This is a genomic window from Acidobacteriota bacterium (genome assembly GCA_034211275.1).
Lineage (GTDB): Bacteria > Acidobacteriota > Thermoanaerobaculia > Multivoradales > JAHZIX01 > JAGQSE01.
The window spans coordinates 1-23,408 of the sequence record JAXHTF010000042.1 but is presented as its reverse complement, the minus strand read 5'-3'; the positions used below and the strand labels follow the sequence as shown (position 1 = coordinate 23,408).

The 23,408-nt window shown below is 65.1% G+C and carries 17 protein-coding genes; 7 read left to right on the top strand and 10 right to left on the bottom strand.

What is annotated here, in order from left to right; translation table 11 throughout:
• Positions 1–6: 6 nt before the first annotated feature.
• From SX243_09340 to SX243_09330, 3 genes are all read right to left on the bottom strand, one after another.
• Positions 7–1,962 (bottom strand): Na+/H+ antiporter NhaC family protein, encoded by a 1,956-nt coding sequence (locus SX243_09340; GenBank protein ID MDY7093161.1) that lies wholly within the window; start codon positions 1,960–1,962, stop codon positions 7–9.
• A gap of 143 nt (positions 1,963–2,105) precedes the next feature.
• Complete coding sequence (recA, locus tag SX243_09335) at positions 2,106–3,188, bottom strand: recombinase RecA (GenBank protein MDY7093160.1); 1,083 nt, start codon at positions 3,186–3,188, stop codon at positions 2,106–2,108.
• 296 nt (positions 3,189–3,484) lie between these two features.
• Positions 3,485–5,422 carry a hypothetical protein gene (locus SX243_09330; GenBank protein ID MDY7093159.1) on the bottom strand — a complete coding sequence of 646 codons (1,938 nt, stop codon included), beginning with the start codon at positions 5,420–5,422 and terminating at the stop codon, positions 3,485–3,487.
• 73 nt (positions 5,423–5,495) lie between these two features.
• Between SX243_09330 and SX243_09325 the strand changes: the two genes are divergently transcribed.
• From SX243_09325 to SX243_09305, 5 genes are all read left to right on the top strand, one after another.
• The gene (locus SX243_09325) at positions 5,496–6,203 is read left to right on the top strand and encodes a glycosyltransferase family 2 protein (GenBank protein ID MDY7093158.1); all 708 of its coding nucleotides are present in this window, start codon (positions 5,496–5,498) and stop codon (positions 6,201–6,203) included.
• A 270-nt stretch (positions 6,204–6,473) separates the two neighbouring features.
• A complete protein-coding gene (locus SX243_09320; GenBank protein ID MDY7093157.1) occupies positions 6,474–7,085 on the top strand; it encodes a hypothetical protein in 612 nt (203 codons plus the stop codon).
• 237 nt (positions 7,086–7,322) lie between these two features.
• Positions 7,323–8,342 (top strand): MoxR family ATPase, encoded by a 1,020-nt coding sequence (locus tag SX243_09315; GenBank protein MDY7093156.1) that lies wholly within the window; start codon positions 7,323–7,325, stop codon positions 8,340–8,342.
• A 59-nt stretch (positions 8,343–8,401) separates the two neighbouring features.
• Positions 8,402–9,505, top strand: a complete 1,104-nt coding sequence (locus SX243_09310) for a DUF58 domain-containing protein (protein MDY7093155.1) — start codon at positions 8,402–8,404, stop codon at positions 9,503–9,505.
• On the top strand, positions 9,502–11,634 hold the full coding sequence (locus tag SX243_09305; protein MDY7093154.1) for a DUF3488 and transglutaminase-like domain-containing protein: 2,133 nt from the start codon (positions 9,502–9,504) through the stop codon (positions 11,632–11,634). The genes SX243_09310 and SX243_09305 overlap by 4 nt, the downstream gene beginning before the upstream one ends.
• A gap of 138 nt (positions 11,635–11,772) precedes the next feature.
• Here SX243_09305 and SX243_09300 read toward each other — a convergent pair whose 3' ends face one another.
• The gene (locus SX243_09300; protein ID MDY7093153.1) at positions 11,773–12,627 is read right to left on the bottom strand and encodes a hypothetical protein; all 855 of its coding nucleotides are present in this window, start codon (positions 12,625–12,627) and stop codon (positions 11,773–11,775) included.
• Between the two features lie 35 nt (positions 12,628–12,662).
• On the opposite strand from SX243_09300, the gene SX243_09295 reads away from it, so the two are divergent.
• Entirely contained in the window at positions 12,663–12,974 is a 312-nt protein-coding gene (locus SX243_09295; GenBank protein MDY7093152.1) for a hypothetical protein, read from the top strand.
• A gap of 239 nt (positions 12,975–13,213) precedes the next feature.
• Here SX243_09295 and SX243_09290 read toward each other — a convergent pair whose 3' ends face one another.
• The 6 genes from SX243_09290 to SX243_09265 all read right to left on the bottom strand — a co-directional run bounded on the left by SX243_09290 (position 13,214) and on the right by SX243_09265 (position 21,507).
• Positions 13,214–14,773 (bottom strand): Ig-like domain-containing protein, encoded by a 1,560-nt coding sequence (locus SX243_09290; GenBank protein MDY7093151.1) that lies wholly within the window; start codon positions 14,771–14,773, stop codon positions 13,214–13,216.
• A 620-nt stretch (positions 14,774–15,393) separates the two neighbouring features.
• The gene (locus SX243_09285; GenBank protein ID MDY7093150.1) at positions 15,394–16,221 is read right to left on the bottom strand and encodes a hypothetical protein; all 828 of its coding nucleotides are present in this window, start codon (positions 16,219–16,221) and stop codon (positions 15,394–15,396) included.
• A gap of 176 nt (positions 16,222–16,397) precedes the next feature.
• Positions 16,398–17,825 carry an undecaprenyl-phosphate glucose phosphotransferase gene (locus tag SX243_09280; protein ID MDY7093149.1) on the bottom strand — a complete coding sequence of 476 codons (1,428 nt, stop codon included), beginning with the start codon at positions 17,823–17,825 and terminating at the stop codon, positions 16,398–16,400.
• Positions 17,822–19,063 carry a glycosyltransferase gene (locus SX243_09275; GenBank protein MDY7093148.1) on the bottom strand — a complete coding sequence of 414 codons (1,242 nt, stop codon included), beginning with the start codon at positions 19,061–19,063 and terminating at the stop codon, positions 17,822–17,824. The genes SX243_09280 and SX243_09275 overlap by 4 nt, the downstream gene beginning before the upstream one ends.
• Entirely contained in the window at positions 19,063–20,232 is a 1,170-nt protein-coding gene (locus tag SX243_09270) for a glycosyltransferase family 1 protein (protein MDY7093147.1), read from the bottom strand. Before SX243_09270 ends, SX243_09275 begins: the two co-directional genes overlap by 1 nt.
• A gap of 162 nt (positions 20,233–20,394) precedes the next feature.
• Positions 20,395–21,507, bottom strand: coding sequence for a glycosyltransferase family 1 protein (locus SX243_09265; GenBank protein MDY7093146.1), 1,113 nt, complete (start codon positions 21,505–21,507; stop codon positions 20,395–20,397).
• 52 nt (positions 21,508–21,559) lie between these two features.
• Between SX243_09265 and SX243_09260 the strand changes: the two genes are divergently transcribed.
• Positions 21,560–23,320: a hypothetical protein gene (locus SX243_09260; protein ID MDY7093145.1), complete on the top strand. Its 1,761-nt coding sequence runs from the start codon at positions 21,560–21,562 to the stop codon at positions 23,318–23,320.
• Positions 23,321–23,408: the final 88 nt, after the last annotated feature.

Sequence of the window (23,408 nt, the reverse complement as noted above, 5' to 3'; positions counted from 1 at the left end):
GCTCCCTCAAGCTTCGCTGCTCGCCTCTGCCTCCGCATCCGCTTCCGCCCGCGTCTTTCCCAGCCAGAGCATGCCTCCCACCACCACGGCGCAGCCGGCGAGGATGGAGAGCCACGGGCTGAGGCCGAAGGCGGTGGGGATGTCGCCGACGATCATGCCTACCACGCCGATGCTCAGGGCGTAGGGCAGCTGTGTGCGTACGTGGGCGATGTGATTGCAGCCCGCACCCATGCTCGACAGGATGGTGGTGTCGGAGATGGGCGAGCAGTGATCGCCCCAGACGGCGCCAGCGAGGACCGAGGAGACGGTGCCCAGGAGCAAGCCGGTGTACTGGCTGCTGCCGGCGGCGTGGCCGGCGTTCAGGGCCAGGGCGTGGAGAATGGGAATGACCAGCGGCACCAGGATGCTCATGGTGGCCCAGGAGGTGCCGGTGGCGAAGGCCACCGCCGCCGAGAGCAGGAAGGTCAGCACCGGCAGCCACTGAGGCGCCAGCACGCCCTGGGTCAGCCCTACCAGATAGTCGGCGGTGTGCAAGGCGCCGCAGACGTCGCCGATGGACCACGCCAGGATCAGCACCACCAGGGCCATGGTCATGGCCTTGAGCCCTTCCATGGAGCCCTTGAGGGCGTCGGCAACGCCCAGAGCACGGGTCAGCATGGAGCTGGCGATGGCGGTGGCGACGCCGGCGAAGCTGGCCCAGAGCAGCGCGTTGAAACTGTCGGCGTTGGAGAAGACGGTGCGCAGCCAGGTCCCCAGGCCGTCATAGTCGGCTCGCTGCAGCCCGCTGGAACCGGTGTGGTAGAGCCCCCAGACGGTCACCGCGATGACCACCAGGATGGGCAGCAAGGCGTTGCGGGCCCGATGCTTCACCCCTTCCGGCGGCTCGAGCTCGGAGGTGGAGTAGTCCGCCAGCGCCACCTCGCCTTCGGCGATCACCTCTCCCTTGTGTAGGGCCCGGCGTTCCGCTCGCAGCATGGGTCCCCAATCACGGCCGGAGAAGGCGACGGTGAAGCCCAGCACCAGGGCCAGGATGGGATAGAAGCGGTAGGGGATGGAGGCCACGAAGGTGACGTAGGGGTCGTAGCCCAGCCCCAGGTCGGCGAAGGCGGCGGCGATGAGGCCGACCTCGAAGCCGATCCAGGTGGAGATGGGAAAGACGCTGGCCACCGGCGCGGCGGTGGAATCGACGATGTAAGCGAGCTTCTCGCGGCTGACGCGCAGGCGGTCGGTGATGGGGCGCATGGTGGAGCCGACGATGAGGGTGTTGGCGTAGTCGTCGAAGAAGATCACCACGCCCATGAGCCAGGTGGCTACCTGGCCGCGGCGGGAGTTGGTGGCCAGAGGGCTGAGTCGCTCGACGATGCCGCGGGTACCGCCGCTCTTGGCCATGACTCCCACCATCGCCCCCAGCAGCGCCGAGAAGATGAGGATCTTGGCGTTGTCCGGGTCCGCCAGGGCCGGGGCAATGAATTGATCGATGGTGCGGCCGAAGGCGGCGAAGGGGTTGCCGCCGGTGAGGAAGAGGGCACCGAGGAAGATGCCGGCGACCAGGGAGAGGATGACCTCGCGGAAGATCAGCGCCAGCAGGATGGCCGCCAGCGGCGGCAGGATGGACAGCCAGCCGGGGAGCGGACGGACGGTGGTCTCGGCGCTGCTCCCAGCGGCCTGGACACTGATGACGTGGTCCCCACCGCCGAGGTCCGCCGCTACCTTGACGGTGTGCTCGCCCTCGGTCAGACGCAGGGTTTCCAGAAGCTCGCCGTCCGCCAGCACCCGCACCGCCTGCTCGTCTTCACCGGGCAGGTTCTGAAGACCGACGACGAGGTGCAGCGGGCCGCCCCGCAGCGCCGCGCCGTCGGCCCGGACGGAGATCTTTGCGCTCCCAGGGCCCTCGGCGCCCTCTGTGGTGCCTTGGGCGACTGCAGGAATGCCGGCGACGAGCAACAGGAGGAGCAGAGCCAAGGCTCCGGCCCAGCGGTGGGTGGGTAGCCGGCCCCGGTTCCACCCGGGGACTCGGCTTCTCGACGCAATCCTCGAGCTGCTAGCTCCACCCATCTTCGTCTCCCTGCGCCGCGGCTCACCGTTCAGTCCGGTGAGCCGCGGTGTTATTTGTCTTTGCCGTCTTTGTCTTTACCGTTGTCGTCTTTGGCGTCGTCCTTGCCTTCGTCGGCGGAAGCTACCCGCTGGGGCAAACCCAGATTCTCCCGCAGCTTCACCTCGAGCTCGTCGGCGAGGTCCAAATTCTCCCGAAGGAATTGTTTGGAGTTCTCTCGGCCCTGCCCCAGCCGCACGTCGCCGACGCTATACCAGGCACCGGTCTTGGTCACCAGCTTGTGCTCGACGCCGAGGTCGAGGATCTCGCCGAAGCGGGAGATGCCCTCACCATAGTCGATGTCGAACTCCGCCTGACGGAAGGGGGCGGCGGTCTTGTTCTTCACCACTTTGATCTTGGCGCGGCTGCCCACCACCTGGTCGCCGTCTTTGAGGGCGGCGATGCGGCGGATGTCGATGCGTACCGAGGAGTAGAACTTGAGCGCCCGGCCGCCGGTGGTGGTCTCCGGGTTGCCGAACATGACGCCGATCTTCTCGCGAATCTGGTTGATGAACACCAGGCAGGTCTTGGATTTGGCCACGATGGCGGTGAGCTTGCGCAGGGCCTGAGACATGAGCCGGGCGTGGAGGCCGACGTGGGAGTCGCCCATTTCGCCCTCGAGCTCGGCCCGCGGCACCAGCGCCGCCACCGAGTCCACCACCACCACGTCGATGGCGTTGCTGCGCACCAGCATCTCGGCGATCTCCAGGGCCTGCTCGCCGCTGTCCGGCTGAGAGACCAGCAGGTTGTCGATGTCGACGCCGAGCTTGGTGGCATATTCGGCGTCGAGGGCGTGCTCGGCGTCGATGAAGGCGGCGACGCCGCCAGCCTTCTGAGCCTGGCCTACCACGGAGAGGGCGAGGGTGGTCTTACCCGAGGATTCGGGCCCGTAGACCTCGACCACGCGGCCGCGGGGGAAGCCGCCGATGCCGATGGCGTAGTCGACGGCGATGGAGCCGGTGGGGATGGCGGGGATGGACAGCGTTTCCTGCTGTCCCAGGCGCATGATGGCGCCCTTGCCGAACTGGCGCTCGATCTGCGTCAGGGCGCTTTCGACAGCTTTGCCTTTGTCGTTCTGGGCGGAGGACTTTGCCATGAGTATTTGCTCCTACAGCGTTGATTCGTATCGGTTGAGCTTGGAGTGCAGTCTTTTTTTAGGCGACTGGTAGCAGGCGACCTGCTCGGAGGACACCGTGGGCGGCCTGCCGGCGGGTCCGGAAGGGGTCGTCTCCCGCGAGTAGCGTCGCGGCAAGTATCCTGTGGAGGCGACCTTCAGGGCCTGAGGGTGTCTCTGCACCGGTATCTCGTCACTGGTGTCCCGTCACTGGTGTCTCGTCGCCGGTGGTCGAGCGCCCGAGGGACAGGCGGTAAGCAGGCGTAGGATACCCCGCCTCAGGGCGGCGGGTCAACAGGTCGAGGGGGGACCTCCGCGGACGGTAGGAGGCGGAGGACCTGGACGCCGTTCTGCTCGAAGACCAATTCCAGCTCCGGGTCATCGGAGAGGGCCCAGAGGGTGCGGCGCATCCATCTTCGGTGGAAGACCCGGGGGTGGTGTACCAGCAGGTGACTGACTCCCAAGCGCCGCAGCAGGGGCACCGCCCGGTCGTCCGGCACCGGCGAGCACAGATGCTCGCGCAGCTCTGCGTAGTAGGGCGGATAGAAGCCGCTGAAGCCGTTGACCAGGGGATGGCCGTGGTGCGGCTGTAGGTACATCCAGGCCAGATCCTCGTCGCGGTTGCGGCAGGGCAACTCGACCAGGGCGCTGACGTCCTGGCGACCGGCCAGCCAGCGATAGGCGGGAGCGGCGTCACCGGCCTCCGGCAGCGGCATCCAGGGTATCCCGAGGGGTAGAGTCTCGAGGGCGACACCGGCGATCAACAGGACGGCGAGGAGTCCGCCCCGGATGGGCCGTAGCCGGCGAATCAGGGCATCGGCTCCACGGCCGGCGAAGAAGGCGATGGGGAAGCTGGCTACCAGGAAGAAGCGGGCCGGTACTCGCAGGTGATCAAAGCCCGGCACCAACCACGCCAGCGCCTCGAAGGCGACGGCGTGGCCGAGGAGCAGACTGATTCCGGCGGCCAGGAGGAGGCCCCGATCCCAGGGGCGTAGCCAGGGCAGGCGGGGCCACGGCCAGATGTCGGTGCCGCTGCGGTAGGCGAATCCAGCGATGAGGAGGCCCAGGAGGCCGAGGCCTGCCAGCAGGGGGATCTTGTTCGGGGGCAGCACCGCCGGTAGCTTTCCCGCGGTGCCCAGCACGATGAGATCTCCCACCAGGAGGGCGAGCCCGGCGACGGTGAGGCCTCCCACGATGAACCTTCTGGGCAGCGGCAGCGGTGGTGGGAACTGGGCCGGATTGGCGTCCAGCGCCCTGGCCTTGGCTCGCATGCGTCGGCGCCGGTAGAGGATCCAGCCGGCGATGAGCAAGGTGACCAGCACTCCCGGGAACAGGGCGTTCTCCGGTCGCTGCCACCGCTCGCTCCAAGCGCCGGACCAGCGGCCGAACTCCGGAGCCGTCCAATAGCTGGCGAAGGTGGTGGAGTAGTAGCGCCACTCGTGGGCCCCACGGTGGGTCTCGAAGCCACTGTCGAAGATCAGGTAGGGCAGCATCACGGTGCCCAGTAGGCCGAGGGCGAGCAAGGCCGTGATGCCCAGCAGGCGCCGCCGCTGCGGTGAGGACCGCCGGAGCCGGGGCCAGCGGTCGAGGGCCATCACCGCCAGCGCCGGGTGGATCATCAGCGCCAGGTAGAGGCTGCCGGTGAGGTGCAGGCCGTAGATCCCGAGGAAGACGGCGCAACGCCCGGCGGTGGGACGGTGGAGTTGGCGGTAAAAGGCCCAGAGGAGGATGGGGATCCACTGGGTTTGGAGCATCTGGAAGTGGCTGACCTGCAGCCAGCGGCCCGGCCCAAAGGCGAAGACCAAACCGGTGATCAGGGCTCCCGTCCGCCCGAGGCCGGCGGCTCGTCCGACCCATGCGGCGGCGAGACCGCTGAGCACGAAACTGAGCAGGAAGAGGAGATTGAAGGCGGTGGTGGCGTCAGTCCCCAGGGCGCGCAGGGGCAGAGCCAGCAGGGCCGGCCCCAGGAGGTGGTCGGAGAGCGAGAGGGTGTTGGGAGTAGGATAGAAGAACGGAGCGTTCCACAGCGCCTCGAAACCGGCACCGAGATGCTCCGAGACCCAGCGCAGGAGGTAGAGATTGAGGACCGGATCGCCGACGTCGTGGGCGATGCGCCGGTCCAGGAGGCTCCACGGCGGCCTGAGGGTGACCAGGGTCCAGGCGGCGAAGAGTACCGTTGCTCCTATCCCTTCCAGTCCCGCTTTCCACGCTCTCACTTACACTCCAAACAGGAACTCTCGCCAAGAATTCCAGAACCGACGCGGAATTTCAGCTAACATTCCCGAAGCCATGCCGCGACTCTCCGTAGTTATTCCAGCATACAACGAAGCAGCGACCATCGTGGAGCTGCTGGACCGGGTTCTGGACGCTCCCTACCCGGAAGGGATGGAGCTGGAAATCGTGGTCGTGGACGACGGCTCCCAGGACGGCACCCGGGAGATCCTGCGGCGTCTCGCCGACGAGAGCGAGGTACCGTTCATCTACCGGGAGCACGAGAAGAATCGCGGCAAGGGAGCAGCCCTGCGCACCGGCTTCGGCCTCGCCACTGGTGACATCGTGTTGGTTCAGGACGCCGACCTGGAATACAACCCGCGGGACTACCCGGTGCTCCTGGCGCCGATCCTCGCCGGTGAGGCGGATGTGGTGTACGGCTCTCGCTTCCTCGGCGGCCCGCATCGCGTGCTCTTCTTCTGGCATTACGTCGGCAACAAAGTGCTGACCACCCTCTCCAACATGCTGACGGATCTCAACCTGTCGGATATGGAGACCTGCTACAAGGTTTTTCGCCGCGAGGTGCTGCAGGAGCTGGATTTGTACTCCAACCGCTTCGGTATCGAGCCGGAGCTCACCGCCAAGGTGGCCAAGGGGGGAGCTCGCATCTTCGAGGTGCCTATTTCCTATTGCGGCCGGACCTATGCCGAGGGCAAGAAAATCGGCTGGCGCGACGGCTTTGCGGCCATCTGGGCCATCCTTCGCTATAATCTAGGTCCGAATTAGGCTTATTTGCCTGGGATGCGAGCTCTGTTTGTCCCCGCCGGTTTGGCTGGCGGGGGATGCGAAAGAGCCGGTGAGAGAAGAACCGGTGAGAGGAGCTCATCGGAGGAGCGACGTGAAGAGCGTTCGTGATGCTGGACCCGACGCCTTCCCCAGTCCTCGCCAGGTTTGCGACCGCGCTTCCGGCCTCGCTGGAGGTCGGTCTCGCTGAGGTCGGTGTGCAACCCAGGTTCCTCGCCTGTACTTTGTGAAATACCTTGGAAGGAGATCTCTATGACCCTGCTACAAGCCAAAACTCCCAAATTGCTCGTCGCTCTGGCCGCGGTTCTGCTCCTCGGCTCCCTCGTCGCCTGCCAGCCTCAGTCCCCCGCGGAGCGAATCGACGAGCTCCGGGCCGGATATGAGGTCGAGGTCAACCCCAGCGGTTTCTCCGCCACCCCGAACTATCCCGAGCCGCCCCCGATGGAAGAGGGTGAAGAGGGCGCCGATGAGGAGATGGCCGCCGACGACGAGATGGCCGCCGATGAGATGGCCGCCGATGAGATGGGTGACGGTGAGATGGCCGGCGAGGGCGACATGGCTCAGGAGCAGATGGAGCCCGAGAGCTACGATGTGGTGCTCGACCTGCTGATCAAGAACGGCAACCGCGACGACTCCCTGCAGGAGCTCACCGTGGACCTGATCCACGCCGACTCGAACCAGAACGAGCGGGGCCGCCTGCAGGTGGTCTTCGACACCTCCAACGTGCTTCCCGGCGCTTCTTCCCAGTTCAGCCAGGAGCTCAAGGGCATTCCCTACGAGGAGGGCGACATGTTCACCGCCGAGATCCGTCAGGTGCCGGCGGAGGAGCGGGGAGACTACCCCGAGTACGGCAGCGCCAACTGAGTAGGCCGCCCGCTCCCGGGCCTGTCGAAACCCTCCCGACTCCGTCGTTCGGTTCTGCGGAACCCTTGGGCGGAGGGGAGGGTTTCTTCGTTGTGGCGCTTTCCAGAGCTGGCCATGGCGGTTCCGGCCCGCGGTCGCCTGATAGCATGTAAGCCCTTCGCGGCGAGACCCGCGCGCGAACTCCATCACCGACGGGAGCGATAAACCAATTGGCGGCTTCGGCCGTAGACCACAACGATGACATTGACTTCCAAGCCCGCGAGCTCCGCCCAGCCCACTCCATCCGCTTCCCCCGAGCTCTCCGCAACACCGGAGACCGAAACCGCTGCCTCCCCGTGGCAGCGCATTCGCCGCCTGGAGGCCAACGTCAGCCGTGTGCTGCGGGGCAAGCAGGAGGTGATCCGCCAGGCGGTGGTGTGCCTGCTGGCTCGGGGCCACGTGCTGATGGAGGACGTCCCCGGCGTCGGCAAGACCACCCTCGCCCAGGCTTTGGCCCGTTCTCTCGGGGTGTCCTTCCAGCGCATCCAGTTCACCAGCGACCTGCTGCCCTCGGACATCATCGGGGTCTCCATCTACCGCCAGCGGGACGAGCGCTTCGAATTCGTTCCCGGACCGCTCTTCGCCAACGTGCTGCTGGCGGACGAGATCAACCGGGCAACCCCCAAGACCCAGTCGGCGCTGCTGGAGGCGATGAGCGAAGGGCGGGTGTCGGTGGATCGCAAGCGCTACACCTTGACCCAGCCGTTCCTGGTCATCGCCACTCAGAATCCGCTGGAGTATCACGGAACGTTTCCGCTGCCGGAGTCGCAGCTGGACCGCTTCCTGATGTCTCTGGAGCTGGGCTACCCGCCTCGGGACGAGGAGCGGGATCTATTGCTCAGCGGTGGCGTGGAGGCCTTGCTGCACGATCTCCAGCCGGTGCTCAGTCGGGAGGAGCTGCTGGAATTGCAGCAGCAGGTGCCGCAAGTGCAGGTGGCGGACAAGCTCGCCGACTACATCCTCGATCTGGCGGTGGAAACGCGCAAGACCGGCAGTTTCTTGTTGGGCGTTTCCACCCGCGGCGTGCAGAGTCTGTACCGGGCGGTGCAGGCCCATGCGCTGTGCGAGGGGCGCACCTTCGCCATTCCGGAGGACGTACACCGGCTGGCGGTCTCGGTGCTTTCTCACCGCATCCTGCTGCGCCGGGGAGCCGGTGACCGGGCCGCCCAACGTCAGGCCATCGAAGGCCTGTTGGAGTCGGTTCCGGTCCCGCGTTGAAGGCTTGTTGAAGCCGCGCCTCGCGGTTCACGGGGAGGTGGCGAAGGGATGATCCATCGATGAGACGGCGGAAGCGCTCCCACAGCGAGCAAGCGGACCGGAAGCGTCCGAAGGTCCCACCCTCGACCTCCCCTCGTCGGCTTGCCCAGCGTTCAGGCAGCAAGCGCCAAACCTCCCGGCCCCAGTCGGTACGGGTCACCGGTACCGGTCTGTGGTTCGTGTTGCTGGCCCTGGTGGTGGCGGTGGCGGCTACCAACACCGGCAACAACGCATTGTTCATGGTGCTGGCTCTGATGTTGGGCATGTTGGTGGTTTCCGGCCTGGTCTCGCGCTGGAACGTCCGCGGTCTGCGGGTGGAGCTGCGAGAGCCGGGAGAAATCTACGCCCAGCGTCCCGCGAGTCTACGTTTCAAGGTCACCAACCGCAGCTGGTGGTTGCCCCGCTGGCTGCTCCTCTTCTCCCTCGAGGGGCACGACCGGCCGCGGTTGATCCCCTACCTGCCGCGCCGGGGGCGGAGCCGGGGTGAGCTCGAGCTGCTGATTCCCACCCGCGGCGTCCACCGGCTGACCTCTGCCACCGTCACCAGCCTCTTTCCCTTTGGCCTGTTCACCAAAGCCCAGCGCTACTCCTTGGACAGCGAGTTGCTAGTCTACCCGGAGCTCTTCGATGCCGCCGGCAACGTGCCTCGGGCTTCCGGCTCCTTCGGTGAGGAGGGATCGTCGCGGCGGGGGCGTGGCTATGAGCTGCACCAGCTGCGAGCTTTCCAGCCCGGCGACGACCCGCGGGACATCCACTGGAAGCAAACCGCGAAGACCGGCCGCCAGATCTTCGTCGAGCGCGAGGACGAGGAGGCCCGGCGGCTGTCGATCCTGCTCGACAACGGATTCGACGCCGCTGGCGACGAGGAGAAGGCCGCGCATTTCGAGCGCTTGGTGAGCGAGGCCGCCACCGCCGCCTGCGAGCATCTGGAGCAAGGCTACGAGGTGGAGCTGGTGACCCGCGACCGGCGGCTGCCTTTCGCCACCGGTCGGCGCCAGCGCTTCGCTCTGCTGGAGGTGTTGGCGCTGGTCGAGGCGGTGCCCCCGGAGCCGGAGCCGTTGCAGGCCGGGGACCCTCGGGCCCCGGAATTGCGGCTGGTGATGGATCGGCGGGTGGCGGCATGATTTCCCTGCCTTCGGTACCTCGGCTGCTGGGTCTGCTGGCGTTGCTGGCGCCGCTGCCGCTCCCCCTCAACAGCGTCCTCGAATGGCCGGTGCTGGGGCTCTATCTGCTGCTCATCGTGCTTTACCTGCGGCGCGCCCGGCGAGAGGCCCCGCCGCTACCCAAGTGGGCCATGAACCTGTTGGGCCTGATCTATCTGCCGGTTCTTTTCTTGGACCTCCAGATGGTGGCGTTTCGTGGGCAGATCGTCCAGACCGTCATCCATATCTGCCTGTTCACGGTGGTGGTCAAGCTTTTCGCCCTTCGTAGTCCCCGGGACGTATGGCAAACCTTCGGCGCCGTCTTCTTCCTCTTCCTCGCCGCCATGGGAACCAGCGTGCATCCCACCATCCTCTTCTATCTGTTGGGGTTTGCCGTTCCGGCGTTGATCCTGCTGGTACGGCTGGCCATGCTGCGGGTGTTGAGCCGCTACGATCGCGCCGGCGAGGTGCTGGAACGCACCCCCGTTGCAGGCTTCGTGGCGGCGGCCACCTGTGCCATGGTCCTGATGGGAATTCCTCTCTTCGTGCTTTTCCCCCGCATGGCGAATCCCTTCGTGGGCTTCCGCGGTACCGGCACCGGCACCCAGATCTACGCCGCCGGGTTTACCGACGAGGTCAATCTCGACTCCATCGGCGGGCAGCGCAACAACCCCAACGTGGCGGTGCGACTGCAATTTTCCGGCTCGTTCCCGCCGCGTCCCGAGCTACGCCTCAAGGGCGGTACTTTCGATCGCTTCGATGGTCGGCGCTGGCTCAACGGGGGGAGCAGCGACGCGTCGGTGCTGAGCTCCAACGACGGCCTCTTCCAGCTCAGCGGCCGGGAGCCTCGGGAGTGGGTGGAGATCTGGCTCCAGCCCTTGGGCAGCAAGGCGTTGATCCTGCCGGTGGAGGCGCTGACGGTGGAGCTGGAGGCCCCGGTGCTCAACCTCGAACGAGGCGGCGTTGCGTCGCTGTGGCGCAAGCCGACGGGGGTCACCGCCTACCGGGTCGGGCTGGCCCGGGAACCGGTGCTCTTCGGCCATCGTCCCCTGTCGGCGATTCCGGAGATCCTGGCCATGGAGCCGGACCTCAAGGATCCGACCCTCAACGCGTCCAAGGTCAGCCCGCAGGTGGCGGCGCTGGCGGCGGAGGTGGCGGGGGAGGGCTCGGCGAAGGAACGGGCCCGGCGGCTGGAACGGCACTTGACGGAAGCGTATTCGTTCTCCTTGGACTTCGTCGGCCTCACCGGTCAGGCGCCCATCGACGAGTTCCTCTTCCGCCACCAGCAAGGCCACTGCGAGCTCTTCGCCTCCTCCATGGTGTTGATGCTGCGTTCCCAGGGAATCCCGGCGCGCTTGGCCACCGGCTTCCTGGGCGGGGAGCTCAACCCCCTCACCGGCTATTACGTGGTGCGGCAGAGCAACGCTCACGCGTGGGTCGAGGCCTATTTGCCGGACGAAGGCTGGACCATCTTCGATCCGACGCCGCCGGCAGGCCGTCCCGCCTCCGGCGACTTCACCGGCTTCAGCATCTTCCGTCAGGCCTACGACTACATCCTCTTCCGCTGGGATCGCTACATCATCACCTACGGCTTCGATGACCAGCTTTCCTTCGTTTGGGGAGCCCGGGAGCTTTGGTACAAGGTACGCAATTGGCTGCGGGGCTTCGGCGACGACTCCGAGGAGAGCCCGGCCGCGGCGGAAGCTCCAGCGGTTGCGGAGACAGCCCCCGACGCCCAAGAGATCGCCCCATCGGAGCCGCCGCGGCGCCGTGGGCTCACGGCCTTGTGGGTGTTGTTGGCGGTGGCGGTGGGCGTCATCTCCTGGTTCTACACTCGCCGCGGTTCTCCCGATGGTCTCCGCGCCTTCCAGCGCCTCCGCCGGCTTCTGGAACACCATGGCCTGGAGTTGCCCCCCAACGCCACCGCCAGCACTCTCGGTGAGCGGGCCGGCGAGCGATTCCCCGAAGTGGCAGAGCCCACCGCCCGGGTCGTCGATCTCTATCTGCACGAAAGCTTCGGCGGCGAAGTCCTCGACGAAACCCGTCGCCGCGAGCTCAACGAAGCCCTCTCCCAGACCCGCCGCGGCCTGCGGCAGCGCAAGGCGAGCTGAACCGGCGAGGTGGAGGGCACCGAGGTGCCCCCCACCAGCTACGGAGCGTAAATCGACTCTTTTTCTACCGGTGGAGCTTGCCCTGATGGATCCCGGAGGCGAGGCCTAGGGAGAGCGTTCCGTCGTGCCGACCGGCGACTACCCGTCGGGGGACTGCTCCTCGGGGGACTGCTCGTCGGACGACTGCGTCGCGTCGCTCGAGGCTTCTTTGAAGCGCTCTGCGAGCTCGCGATGAGTGGCGCGCGGCTCGTCCTCGCTACCCACTTCGACGGTCCCGACTCCAACTTCCCACCTCGAGGCTTCGTAGGGGTCGGAATCGTTCAGCGAATCGCGTTCCCGAGCCCGCTCCAGCTCTTGGTAAAGGAGCTCGATGAGCTTGAAAGCCAGCGATCCTTCCCGAGTCAAGTTCGAGCCGACTTTGTGGATGAAACGGATCTCCTCTGAAACCGAGGCAGGAAGGTCCAGCCCAATATCACTCTGCGCTAACTTGTGCCCAAAAGCAGGTTGCCAATCGACATCCTCGTCCGGTGAAGCATTGATAGACGCCTGGTGCTCCGCATAGAAGCCGTCGCTGGTTTCCAGGCTCACCGTGAGCATCGCATCTCGTGCCTTCAAATCGGATAGGAAGGTGCCGACAGAGGGTGTGTTGGGATGCCCGCTCGGAGTGTCGCTCACAATAGCCAGACTGGCGGTCCACCCGGTTTCAAGATCCATGAACTTCCCAGAAAAGAGCGTTTCGTCGGCCACGTAGTCGGAGACCCAGATCGCACGATGTTTTTCTGGAGTGAGGATTTTCCAGGTGGTCGCGCCGCCCTCGTCGTCGGCTGTGAGGGTCTCGATGCATTCCGCCAAGACGCTTCCTTCTGAATCGCGAAAGACAAGATGGCGCTCGACGTCGGGTATGTCGATGGCGGCCGAGGGTCCGCTGGAAATCAAAGTCCCTAGGAATAGCCAAACGAAGAGTCGGTGACCTGGTTGGATGATTGGGTTCATGAGGCGGGACATCCACCGAGATCAGCAAAGTGGCCTTGGCAGAGCTGACGACAACGACTTGCAGCTCTCACGGCGTAATCGATGCATACTCCCTGGCCGGTAGCAGTCATAGACTTGCATTCGCATTCAATGGCTTCGGACTCTTGGCCTTCACAACAATCCTCGCAGCCGACACAGGTTTTACCACGCTGCTGACAGCCCTGGCCGCCCTGATCATCAGCGATGGTGACCGGGTAATGAGGATTGACCTGGAAACCACAGCCATCGTCGAAGTCGTGGGAGAAGTGATGAGTGTCTCCTTGGCAGTGGTCAGGGTTTTGCTGGGCGACGACAGCGGGGGCCATTGAGGTGACAATAATGACGAGAAGGATCCAAATTGTAGGAATATTATTCATTCTGAAAAAGTATATTGATGCGCGACCCTCGTCAAGTCTTTCGGTCTTCGGCTCGCAGCGACTTCGTCTCTGACTTCTGCAGATGGCTTTTGAGCAGGCTGCTATAGGGCCTTGCGTACGCTGACGAGTAGGTGCAGAGAACCAATGGTCAAGGTACCCGTCCTCGTCTGTAGGCTCACTGGTCGGGATGCCTATTGACCGCTCGGATCGACCGGTATCGCCGAGGGCACGAAGGTGACGTCCAGCCTCGGAGGATAGAGAGACTCCTTGGTCCACAGGTCGAGCTTGCCCTGGTTGGCTGTGGTGGCGAGGCCCAGGGAGAGCGTTCCGTCGCCGGTGACCAGCGGGGTGATGTAGAGCTCGTGCCAGGTTTCCGCGGCGAAGGGACCGGGAAGGGTGGTCGACTGGACTACGTCGAGGGGAGCGTTGTTCCAGGTCAGGGTTTGCTCACTCCAGCCGGTGGTGGCTAGCTTGTAGAGGCTGAGGGCTTCGGGAAGGACCATGTCCTGGGTCCGGAATCGCAGCTTGGCGGAGGTCACCGCTCCGGTGATGCCGCTGAGCTGGAACTTCAAGTATCCGTGGCGTCCATGGCCGCCGTCGAAGGTGCGCAGGCGTAGGAAGTTGTAGGCACCGAAGACGGAAGTGGGCTGGTCCTGGTGGGCGAAGGTGTCGTCGGTGGGGCTGAAGGTCACGGTGGTGGGAGCTCCGTTGGCCACCGTCACCGCGACTGGAGCCGAGAAGCTGGCGTTGCCGCAGGCGTCCTCGGCTCGGCAGCGCAGCTCGAGGGGGCCATCGGGGTAGCCGGTGGTGTCCAGGGAGAAGGAGTAAGGCGCCGTCGGGTCGCTCTGCTTCCAGGCACCGGCGGCGTAGAGCTCGACTTGCTCGACGCCGGAGGAATCGGAGGCGGAGCAGGTGACGCCCACCGTACCCTGGATGCTGGCGCCCGCCGCCGGCTGGTTGAGGCTCACCGTAGGACCTGTTCCGTCCCCGGAGCATGAGCCGGCGTTGCGCACCTCGATGGGGATCTCGTAGTAGGTGGGGATGGGATCCACGACTCGGTTATTGACCGCCAGCACCTGCAGGGTGTGGGTTCCGTCCGCCAGGCCGGAGACATCGAGCATCGCCTCGAAGCGGCTATTGGCGTCGCAGCCGGTGGCCGGTCGCTCCGTGCAGGTGTGGGGATCGTACAGCCCCATCTGCAATCCACTCACCGCCGCCGGCACGCCATCGATCCAGAAGCTCAAGGAGGCAATGCCGTAGGTGTCGTCGCGGGCGACGCCGCTCAGCGGCATGGCGCCGGCAAGCCCCTCGGGGTAGCGGCTGCGGACGAAAAGCAGCGGTCCCTCTCCCGGCTGGACGCTTTCCTGGGACGTCTCCTGGGGTGGATCTCCACCCAAATTCCAGGTGTAGCAGTCGATGGAGGTGGAGGTCATCTCGGAGAGGGTGAAGTAGGTCAGGGTCGTGCCGATGAGATGCTCTTCCTCCACCACGCCGATGACCACCCAGGTGGTCTCCCGATAGATGCAATACCCCTCCGACGGATCCGCATACCCACCGCTGCACAGCGCCGGCGCCAGCAGGCAGCGGTCCTGGAGCGGCGGGATGGTGCAGAAGAAGCAGCAGGGGCAATCCTCGCCCTCGGTCAGGGTGAGATTCGAGCTGCAATCCTCCCGGCAGTTGATCTCCTCGATGGCCTCGCAGTGCTCGGGGCGGACGCCGTAGTCGGTGCCTCGCTCGGGTTTGGTCGTCATGATGGATTTCGGGGTAGAGGGAGTGGTGCAGAAGTCATGCTCCAGGCCCAGGGCATGGCCGATCTCGTGGGCAGTGATGACCTTGTGGTGGGGGTCCGCCGTGCTTGGGGCACCGGCACAGTTCCAGTCTTCACTAGCCGAGAAAGTAATGCTGTTGCTGTTGGATCCCCAGGTTGCGACTGCGCCGGTATAGGCTGGGTCATAATCGACCAGCAGACTGTGGTCTTCACCGGCAGGTCGATCACCACGTACGATTTCCAAGGTAGGTACGATGGGATTGACGGGCAAAGAGCCCGGTGGAGGACAAGCTTCCTGCCAGAGATCGTTGGCAGCTTCGAACAGGCAGGCTAGGTTGTCGTAGGTGTCTGAATCAGGCCCCGAGTTGGGGATGTACACCTTCAAGGGTTGTCCGCGACGGCCTTTCTGCCACTTCTTTTCCCGATGAGCCCAGCCGCAGACGTCCAATTCTGAGTCGCCCTTTAAGGTTGTGACGATGGCCTGCTCGGTGCAGGAGCCTATGGAGGCGACCGGATGGCCCGTTGCAGGATGCAACCAGAGCAGACATAGCGCCAGCGTGGAAGGGATCAGAATCGATTTTGAACCGAACGCCACAAGCGGCTTCATTGCTCCGATCCGATGGACAGGTCTTCGTGCTTCGGGTTTGGCGCGCTCCCCGCGCGCTCGTCTTGCAAGTGCTCTAGGGATTGGGGCTCCGCATCTTGTAGGAAAAGATACTGGGTTGGGATGGCCAAAGATCCATCGATCCGAAAAAAGTTGGTGACCGCCAGCTCTGACTTGGGCAAGTGGCCCTTGCTACGTACGGCTTCATCTATGGGAAACCCCAGAAAAAGGAGCCGCTCTCCAGGAGATGGCAAAGCTCCCTCGCGGGGGGTAGTGCAAAGCCGTTCCTCCCCAGCCATCAAGTCGTAGTCCAAGGTCGTATACCGCACAATATCTCCTGGCTCGATTGCCTCAGGGGCAGGCGGCCAGACTTCCTCGATCTGCACGAACACCCTGGTCTTGAAGTTCCGGTAGGAAAAGAAGGTCTCTCTGGAAAGCACTTCTCCAACGAAAACTAGATCGGCGGCGCTGACGACCTCTTCGAGACTGCCCTGAAGATCGTCCGGTGCGTAGCGATAGGCTGCTTCGTCCCAAGTGCCCATCACGCACTCATTGGCATCGAGGTTGCCATCTGCTGCGTGGACAGTCTTGAAGTGGAGGAGAGACTGTGCTCGGTGCACTACCCGGTCAACCAAGTCCTGCGGCAGGTCACCTCGGTAGCTACTCTTCTCTTCGAGTACTCCTGGCGTCAGGATCTGCTCGATCTGCTCGACGGAAAGCTCGATCGGTCTCTGCGACGTTGATGTTTCTTCAGTCTCTCCGTGACTGGCGAAGGGCATCAGGAGTGCTAGGGCGAAGAGGCCGAGGTAAGGAGTGAATCGCTGCATTGATTACCTTTCAGGTGAGTCTCAGCATCTCTTAGAACTATAGCAAGCAGGGGCCCATGGGGGAGCTCTCTACATCTAGCTAGTCGATCCAAGCCTAGGCTTGGTCTTGGTGGGTGCGGCGAAGATCTGGGCTGGAGGTGGGAGAGAGAGGTAAGGCTGAGACAGGAAGGCTGGCTTCAGTGCGCGTTATGCCAGAGCCCGCTGCGGAGGGTCATCCAGAGGATCTTGAGATCGAGGCCGAGGGACCAGTTCTCGATGTAGTAGAGGTCGTATTGGATGCGCTTCTTGATCGAGGTGTTGCCGCGCCAGCCGTGGACCTGGGCCCAGCCGGTGATGCCGGCCTTGACCCGGTGGCGCATCATGTATTGGGGGATCTTGTGCTTGAACTCGTGGACGAAGGCGGGGCGTTCCGGGCGCGGGCCGACGATGGACATGTCGCCCTTGAGCACGTTCCACAGCTGCGGTAGCTCGTCGATGGAGGTGCGGCGGATGAAGCTGCCGAAGCGGGTGCGGCGGGGGTCGTCCTTGACCGCCCACACCGGGCCGGTGCTGGCCTCGGCGTTGACCCGCATGGAGCGCAGCTTGTAGATCATGAACGGCTGGCCGTCGAGGCCCATGCGCTCCTGGCTGTAGAAGATGGGGCCGTGATCCTCGAACCAGATAATCGCCGCCACGATGGGCAGCAAGGGCAGCAGCGCCAGCAGGCAGGCGGCGGCGATGGCCATGTCGATGCCGCGCTTGGCCAAGCTCTGCCAGCCCTGCATGGGCACCTGGGAGAGGTTGATGATGGGGCAGCCGTCGAGCTCTTCGATGGCGGCGTTGAGGGTGGCGAATTGGAGGATGTCGGGGACCAGCTTGACCTCGACGCACTCGCGGCCGAAGCGCTGCAGCAGGCGCAGCATCTTGCGGTGGGCCTCCAGGGGCAGGGCGATGTAGACCTGGTCCACCCGGTGGTTCTCCAACACCTCGTCCACCGACCGCAGATTGCCCAGCACCGGCACGTCGTAGAAGGACGAGCCGGCTTTGCCCGGATCGTCGTCCAGAAAGCCGATGACCTCGAAGCCGAACTCGCGGTGGGCGATGAGCTTCTGGGTGATCTCTTTGCCCAGCTTGCCGGCGCCGATGACCAGGATACGCTGCAGCCCGTGACCGTGCAGCCGGCGCCAGCGCAGGACCTCGCGGATGCTCATGCGGGTGAAGACCACCACCGCCAACGAGCAGAAGGCCAGCAGGGCGAGGAAGGCGCGGCTGAAGGTGAAGTATTCCTGGCTGTCCGGCGCCACCGTCGGGCGATAGCCGGCGGTGAAGGCCAGGAGCACGATGCTCGACAGGGCCACCGCCGAGACCACCATCAGGGACTCGTCGACCCGGCTGCGGGAGCGGCGAATTTGGTACAGGCCGTGGAAGTAGAAGACCACCGGCCACGACACCAGGATCACCGGCAGCAGCTCGAGATAGGGACCGAAGTCCGGCGGCGTCTTGATCAGGGGCACCACCTGCAGCTCGAAGCGCAGGGTCCAGGCGAGGAAGAAGGCGCCGGTGAGGGCCACCAGATCGCCGATCAGATAGAGCGCGGACGTCTGGCGATGTCGTTGGCTAATCAAGGGTGTCGGTTCCCCAATCCAGCGGGCGCTTGGCGTCGGGGCGTTGTCGGCGGCGAGCCGACCCCGAGGTATTGGCGCAAACGTTCGGTGAATCTCGAGGTGGAAAAGCTCTCCGCCCGCTGGCGAAGGTCCAAGATATTGAACCGGATCTCTCGCGCCATGTCAATTGCCTGTTGTATCGAATCGATACTATCCCACTCTTCGTAGAGCACTCCGTGGACGCCGGAATCGACGATATCGAGCACGCCGCCGCGTCCCACCGCTACCACCGGCGTGCCGCAGGCGAGGGCTTCGACGGCGGCGATGCCGAAGTCCTCGATGCCCGGCTGGAGGAAGAAGCGGGCGCCGCGGTAGAGCTCGCGGAGCTGCTGGTCATCGACTCGGCCGAGGAAGCGCGTGCCCCCTTTGCTGAGGCTTTGAAGCCGCTGGCGCTCGGGGCCGTTCCCCACCACCCGCAGCTCGAGGCCACGGGCTTCGCAGGCTTGGATGGCCAGGTCGACCCGTTTGTAGGGGGCCAGGGCGCTGACCACCAGGGCGTAGTCGTCGTCTCGATCCGTTCCTTGCCTACCCTCTCCGGGAGTGAAGAAGCCCACGTCCACCGGCGGCGGCAGCACCTCCGCCTGGCGACGGTAGTAGCGGCGGATGCGCTCGGCGACGAAGGAGGAATTAGCGATGAAGCGGTCCACCCGCTGGCTGGAGCCGACGTCCCAGTTGCGTAGACGGCTGAGGATCTGGCCCCGCAGGCGGGCGGTGAGGCCGCGGCGGCGAGGAAAGTAGGCGCGCTCCTGGTCCCAGGCGTAGCGCATGGGGGTGTGGCAGTAGCAGACGTGCTGGGAGCCCGGTGGCGCCACCACACCCTTGGCGACGCAGTGGCTGGAGCTGAGAACCAGGTCATAGCCCGCCAGGTCGAGATCTTCCACCGCCGCCGGGAAGAAGGGCAGGAAGCGACGATAGTGGCGCCGCAGCCCCGGAGCGCGCTGGAGAAAGCTGGTGTGGATGGGGTGGCTTTCGAGAGCCTCGCTGACGCTGCCGGGGAAGTGGAAGAGGGTGAAGATGGGCGCGTCAGGGAAGAGGTCCGCCATGGCTTCGAGGACTTTTTCGCCGCCGCGCATGCCGGTGAGCCAGTCGTGAATCAGGGCGACTCGCCGGGGGTTCGCCGGATCGTTGGCAGAGGTGGCTCCCACTTTCTGAGACGGTTCTTTCCGAGACAGCTCTTCCTGAGGTGGAGGCGGGGTCATCAGCCGCCGTCTCCGCTACGGCGCTTGCCGCTACGCTCCCCACTGCGGTCTGCACCGTGGAGCACGCTCATATAGGCCTCCAGGGTTTTCTCCGCGGTGCGCCGCCAGCGAAAATCTTTCGAGCGCCGCAGGCCGAGCTTGGCGAGGGCGGCGCGGTGCTCGTCGTCGGCCATGCAGTGGGCGATGGCTTCGGCGATGCCCTGAACGTCGAGGGGGTTGACCAGGTGGGCATAGCCTTCGGCAACCTCTTTGAGGGAGGAGTTGTCGGAGGTGATGACCGCCAGTCCGGAGGCCATGGCTTCCACCACCGGCAGCCCGAAGCCCTCGTAGAGGGTCGGGTAGAGAAAGAGGGACGCTCCCTGGTAGATCGCCGGCAGCGCTTCCTGGGCGACGTGACCGAGGAGCTGAATGCGGTCCCCGATGCCCAGATGCTCCGCCCGCTGGCGGATTTTGAACTCGCGGTCCCCGCGGTCGCCGACGCACACCAGAGGAGCGTCGAAGTCGTGGATCTTGAGCGCCTGGGCGTAGGCCTTGATGACGTTGTCGAGGTTCTTGTGGGGCTTGGGGTTGCCGACGAAGAGCAGGTAGGGGCGGCGGATCCCCAGGTTGCGCAGGGAGCGTTCGAGCTCGTCGTCGGGGACTTTCTCGCGGAAGGAGTCGTCGACCCCGTTGTAGACGACCTGGATCTTGCGTCCGCTGACCCGGAAGTACTCCATCAGGTCGGTGCGGGTGTTCTGGGAAACGGCCAGAATCCGGTCGCCGCGGGTGAGGCTGCGGCGGATCATCTGCTGGGCGTAGAAGAAGGCTAGGCGGTTGGGAAGATATTCGGGGTAGAGGAGATGGATGATGTCGTGGATGGTGACCACGATACGGCAGGGGTTGATGGCCGGCAGCACGTAGTGGGTGGAGTGGTAGAGATCCAGGTCGAGGCGGAACATTCTCCAGGAGAGACTGAAGAGCTCGCGCACGGAGTAGACCGGAGAACGGGTGGTGACGACCCGGAAGTTCTCCGGCAGCCCTTTCCAAACCTCCTGCCGCTGGGCACCGCTGAACAGGATGTATTGGTTCTCGGAATCGATCTCCGCGAGGGCGAAGACGAGGTGTCGGATGTAGGTGCCGATGCCGAAGTCGAGGACTTTGCGCGCGTCGATACCGATGGTGTAGGACAAGGTCGGGGGGCTCCGATGGTGTTGGGCGAGCGGTGCTGAGTTTCGAATGAAGCAGGAGTCCGGCGCAGGCCCCTGAATCCAGCCTATTGTAGCCCACTTGGAGGATGCTCGCCGCGGAGCGGATTCCTGTCTCGCACTCCCTCGGGCCGTCGGCGCAGGTTGTCAGCAGCTCGCCAGGAGGATCTGCTCCATGGTCTCGGCGGTGCGCTGCCAGGTGAGGGTGGCGGCGCGTTGGAGGCCGCGGTGGCGGAGGTCTTGGGCCAAGGCTTCCTCATCGAGGAGTCTACGAATGGCCGTGGCCCAGGCGTCTATATCCTGGGGTGGGAGCAGCAGTCCAGCGTTTTCGACGACTTCCGGCAGGCTCGAGACGTTGGATACCGCCACCGGCACCCCGCAGGCCATGGCCTCCAGCGGCGGTAGACCGAAGCCCTCGTAAAAGGACGGGTAGAGAAAGGCGCGGGCGCCCTGGTAGGCGCGGCGCAGGCCGAGTCGGTCGAGGTGCCCGAGGTGCCGCAGGCCGAGGGGCTCGAGCTGTGCGATGCGCTGGCGCAGGGGGCCGCTGTGCCAGCCGGAGGAGCCCACCAGCAGTAGGGGTGGTGTGTTCTCGTCGTCTCGACGCAGCCGCTCCCAGACGGTGAGCAGCAGGTCCAGGTTTTTGCGCGGCTCGAGGGTGCCGACGTAGAGGAGATAGCCGTCGGGGCAGCCCAGGTCGTGGCGGATGGCGGCGATTTCTTCCTCCTCCGCGGGATGAAAGAAGGGATCGACCCCGGAGAGCACCACCTCCACCCGGCGGGCGACGTCGGGAAAGAAGCGTTGGAGGTCGTCGGCGGTGGCCTGGGAGACGCAGATCACGGCTTCGGCCTGTTGCAGGGAGCGCCGGAAGAAGGGGCGCTGGCTGAGGCGGACTTTGCGGGTATGGGCCTCGGGGTAGAGCCACACGGTGAGATCGTGGACGGTGATGACGCTGGGGACCGGGGTCCTCCAGGGCAGCGTGTGGAGGGGCGACCAGAAGACGTCCACGTCGCCCTGACGCAGCCGGCGGGGGAGGCGAATCTGCTGCCACAGGACTCCCAGGGGCGCCGACTGGACCTCGAAGGGAACGCCGGCTCCCTCCAAGGCCTGGGGATCCCGGGGCGGGGCATGGCTCAGCCCAAGGTAGCGGGCGCCGCCCCGGGCTACTAGAGCTTCGAGCAAGGAGCGGGTGTAGACGCCGATACCGGTGGCCTCCGGGACCAGGGCCCGCAGATCGACGGCGACGGTGGGGAGGGCGGTCATGGGTGGGTATCTTACTTCCCCCCGTGCTACATTCCCGGCCATGAATCAGAGGTTGATCCCGGCTCTGTGTGCCGCTCTGGTGCTCCTGGGCATCGCCGGCGGCCTGTACAAGGTGCACTTTCCTCCTGGTCCGGTGGCGGACGAGGCCACCTACGTGATGATGGCCCAGAGCCTGTGGCATGACCACGATCTGCGCTACGAGGATCGGGATCTGGCCCGGGCCTACAACCTCTGGGATTTTGGCCCCCACGGCCTGATCCTTTTCACCACCGACGGCGGCGAGACCATGTTCTATGGCAAGCCCTTCGTCTACAGCCTGGCAGCGTTGCCGTTCTATGGACTTTTCGGGGTGCAGGGCATGTTGATCTTCAACATGTTCCTCTTCCTCGCTATGGCCGGCTACGGCTGGTGGTTCCTGCGGCGGCAGGAGGGGCTCGGCGGGCTTTACGTCGCTGGGTTCTTCTTCGCCTCCGCGGCCTTCATCTATGTCTTCTGGATCCAGCCGGAAGTCTTCAACATGGCCTGCGTCTTTTTCTCCCTGGCGATCTGGCTGCAGGTGCGCGCGGCCGCCACCTGGACCCGCCGCCACTATCTGGGCATGGGGTTGGTGGGGCTGCTGCTGGCGGCGGCCTTCGTTTCCAAGGAGCCGGTGGCGATCTTCGCCTTGCCCATCGGCATCGATCTGCTGTGGTCGCGGAGGCTCAAGGCCTTGCCGGCGTTGGGGGTGGCGACGCTGGCGGGGATCCTGGGGCTGACGGCGCTGGTGGGGCTCCAGCTTCAGCAGAGCGACCGCTGGAGCCCCTATCGGGACGTGCAGCGCCGATCCTTCGAGAATAGCTATCCGCTGGAGATGGCCGGTGATCCGTGGGATCTGTACAAGGGCACCAGCTTTGGCTCGTGGAATCGGCTGCCCATCGAGACCAACCCGCGGGTCATCGCGCGGGACGTGCTGTATTTCTTCGTCGGTCGCCACACCGGTCTGCTGCCGTATTTCCCCTTCGCCCTCTTTGCTCTAGCGCTTTTCCTCGCCGGCCCCCGGGATCGCGGGCGATGGCTGTTGTTGGGAGCGGTAGCGGGCTATTGCCTGCTGCTCTTGTTGGTGCGTTCGCACAACTACCACGGCGGTGCTGGGTTCATCGGCAATCGCTATTTCGCCAGCATTTACCCGGCGCTCTTCTTCCTGCCCGCGACCTTCAAGGTCCGGGGGGCGCTGGTGGCGCCGTTCGCGGCGGCGGCGTTGTGGATCGCGCCGGTGCTGGCGGTACCGGTGCAGCAGATCGCGCCGGAGTTCGGGTTGCAGGTCCATGCCCGCACGGCGGCATTCCAGGCGCTGCCGTTGGAGCTGACGTTGCTGCGCTCGGGGATGATTCCCGGCTATTGGATCAAGCCTTGGGGGGGCGGGGTGTGGATCACTCCGCGGCAGAATTTCTTTGCTCAAGAGGACAATCCCACCGGCGTGTGGGTGCGCGGTGGCTCGCAGTCAGAGGTCTTCGTGGTCTCCAGCGAGCCGCTGGACGCCCTGCGCTTCAGCGTCCAGTCGCTCTCCGGTCGCAACGTTCTGACCCTGGACAGCGGGGTGGCGGAGGTGCGGGTGCGCTTCGACACCGCCGCCAAGCGCCAGGGCACCCCCATTGTCCTGCCCTTAGGGGAGCCCTACGCGCGCAGTCTGGATGGCTTCGTGTACGGCAAGCCGGAGTACTACTACCGCCTGACCCTCTCCACCACCGACGGCATGATTCCCATGCGTAACCTGCCGGACAGTCAGGATCTACGCTATTTGGGAGTCTTCTTGGATTTTACAGCGGGGAGCTGAACGGGGCTCGCCGGGTCGCGGATTCGTGCGAGCTCCCTCAGGCAGTCGGCGCGGTTCGCCGATGCAGGCCAGAGCGGCAGCCTGCATC

Bases quoted from the DNA above. Each gene is read 5' to 3' on its own strand.
- SX243_09265 (MDY7093146.1), bottom strand. From the start codon at position 21,507: ATGACCGCCCTCCCCACCGTCGCCGTCGATCTGCGGGCCCTGGTCCCG.
- SX243_09290 (MDY7093151.1), bottom strand. From the start codon at position 14,773: ATGACGACCAAACCCGAGCGAGGCACCGACTACGGCGTCCGCCCCGAG.
- SX243_09305 (MDY7093154.1), top strand. From the start codon at position 9,502: ATGATTTCCCTGCCTTCGGTACCTCGGCTGCTGGGTCTGCTGGCGTTG.
- SX243_09325 (MDY7093158.1), top strand. From the start codon at position 5,496: ATGCCGCGACTCTCCGTAGTTATTCCAGCATACAACGAAGCAGCGACC.
- SX243_09310 (MDY7093155.1), top strand. From the start codon at position 8,402: ATGAGACGGCGGAAGCGCTCCCACAGCGAGCAAGCGGACCGGAAGCGT.
- SX243_09275 (MDY7093148.1), bottom strand. From the start codon at position 19,063: ATGACCCCGCCTCCACCTCAGGAAGAGCTGTCTCGGAAAGAACCGTCT.
- SX243_09300 (MDY7093153.1), bottom strand. From the start codon at position 12,627: ATGAACCCAATCATCCAACCAGGTCACCGACTCTTCGTTTGGCTATTC.
- SX243_09315 (MDY7093156.1), top strand. From the start codon at position 7,323: ATGACATTGACTTCCAAGCCCGCGAGCTCCGCCCAGCCCACTCCATCC.
- SX243_09285 (MDY7093150.1), bottom strand. From the start codon at position 16,221: ATGCAGCGATTCACTCCTTACCTCGGCCTCTTCGCCCTAGCACTCCTG.
- SX243_09320 (MDY7093157.1), top strand. From the start codon at position 6,474: ATGACCCTGCTACAAGCCAAAACTCCCAAATTGCTCGTCGCTCTGGCC.
- recA (MDY7093160.1), bottom strand. From the start codon at position 3,188: ATGGCAAAGTCCTCCGCCCAGAACGACAAAGGCAAAGCTGTCGAAAGC.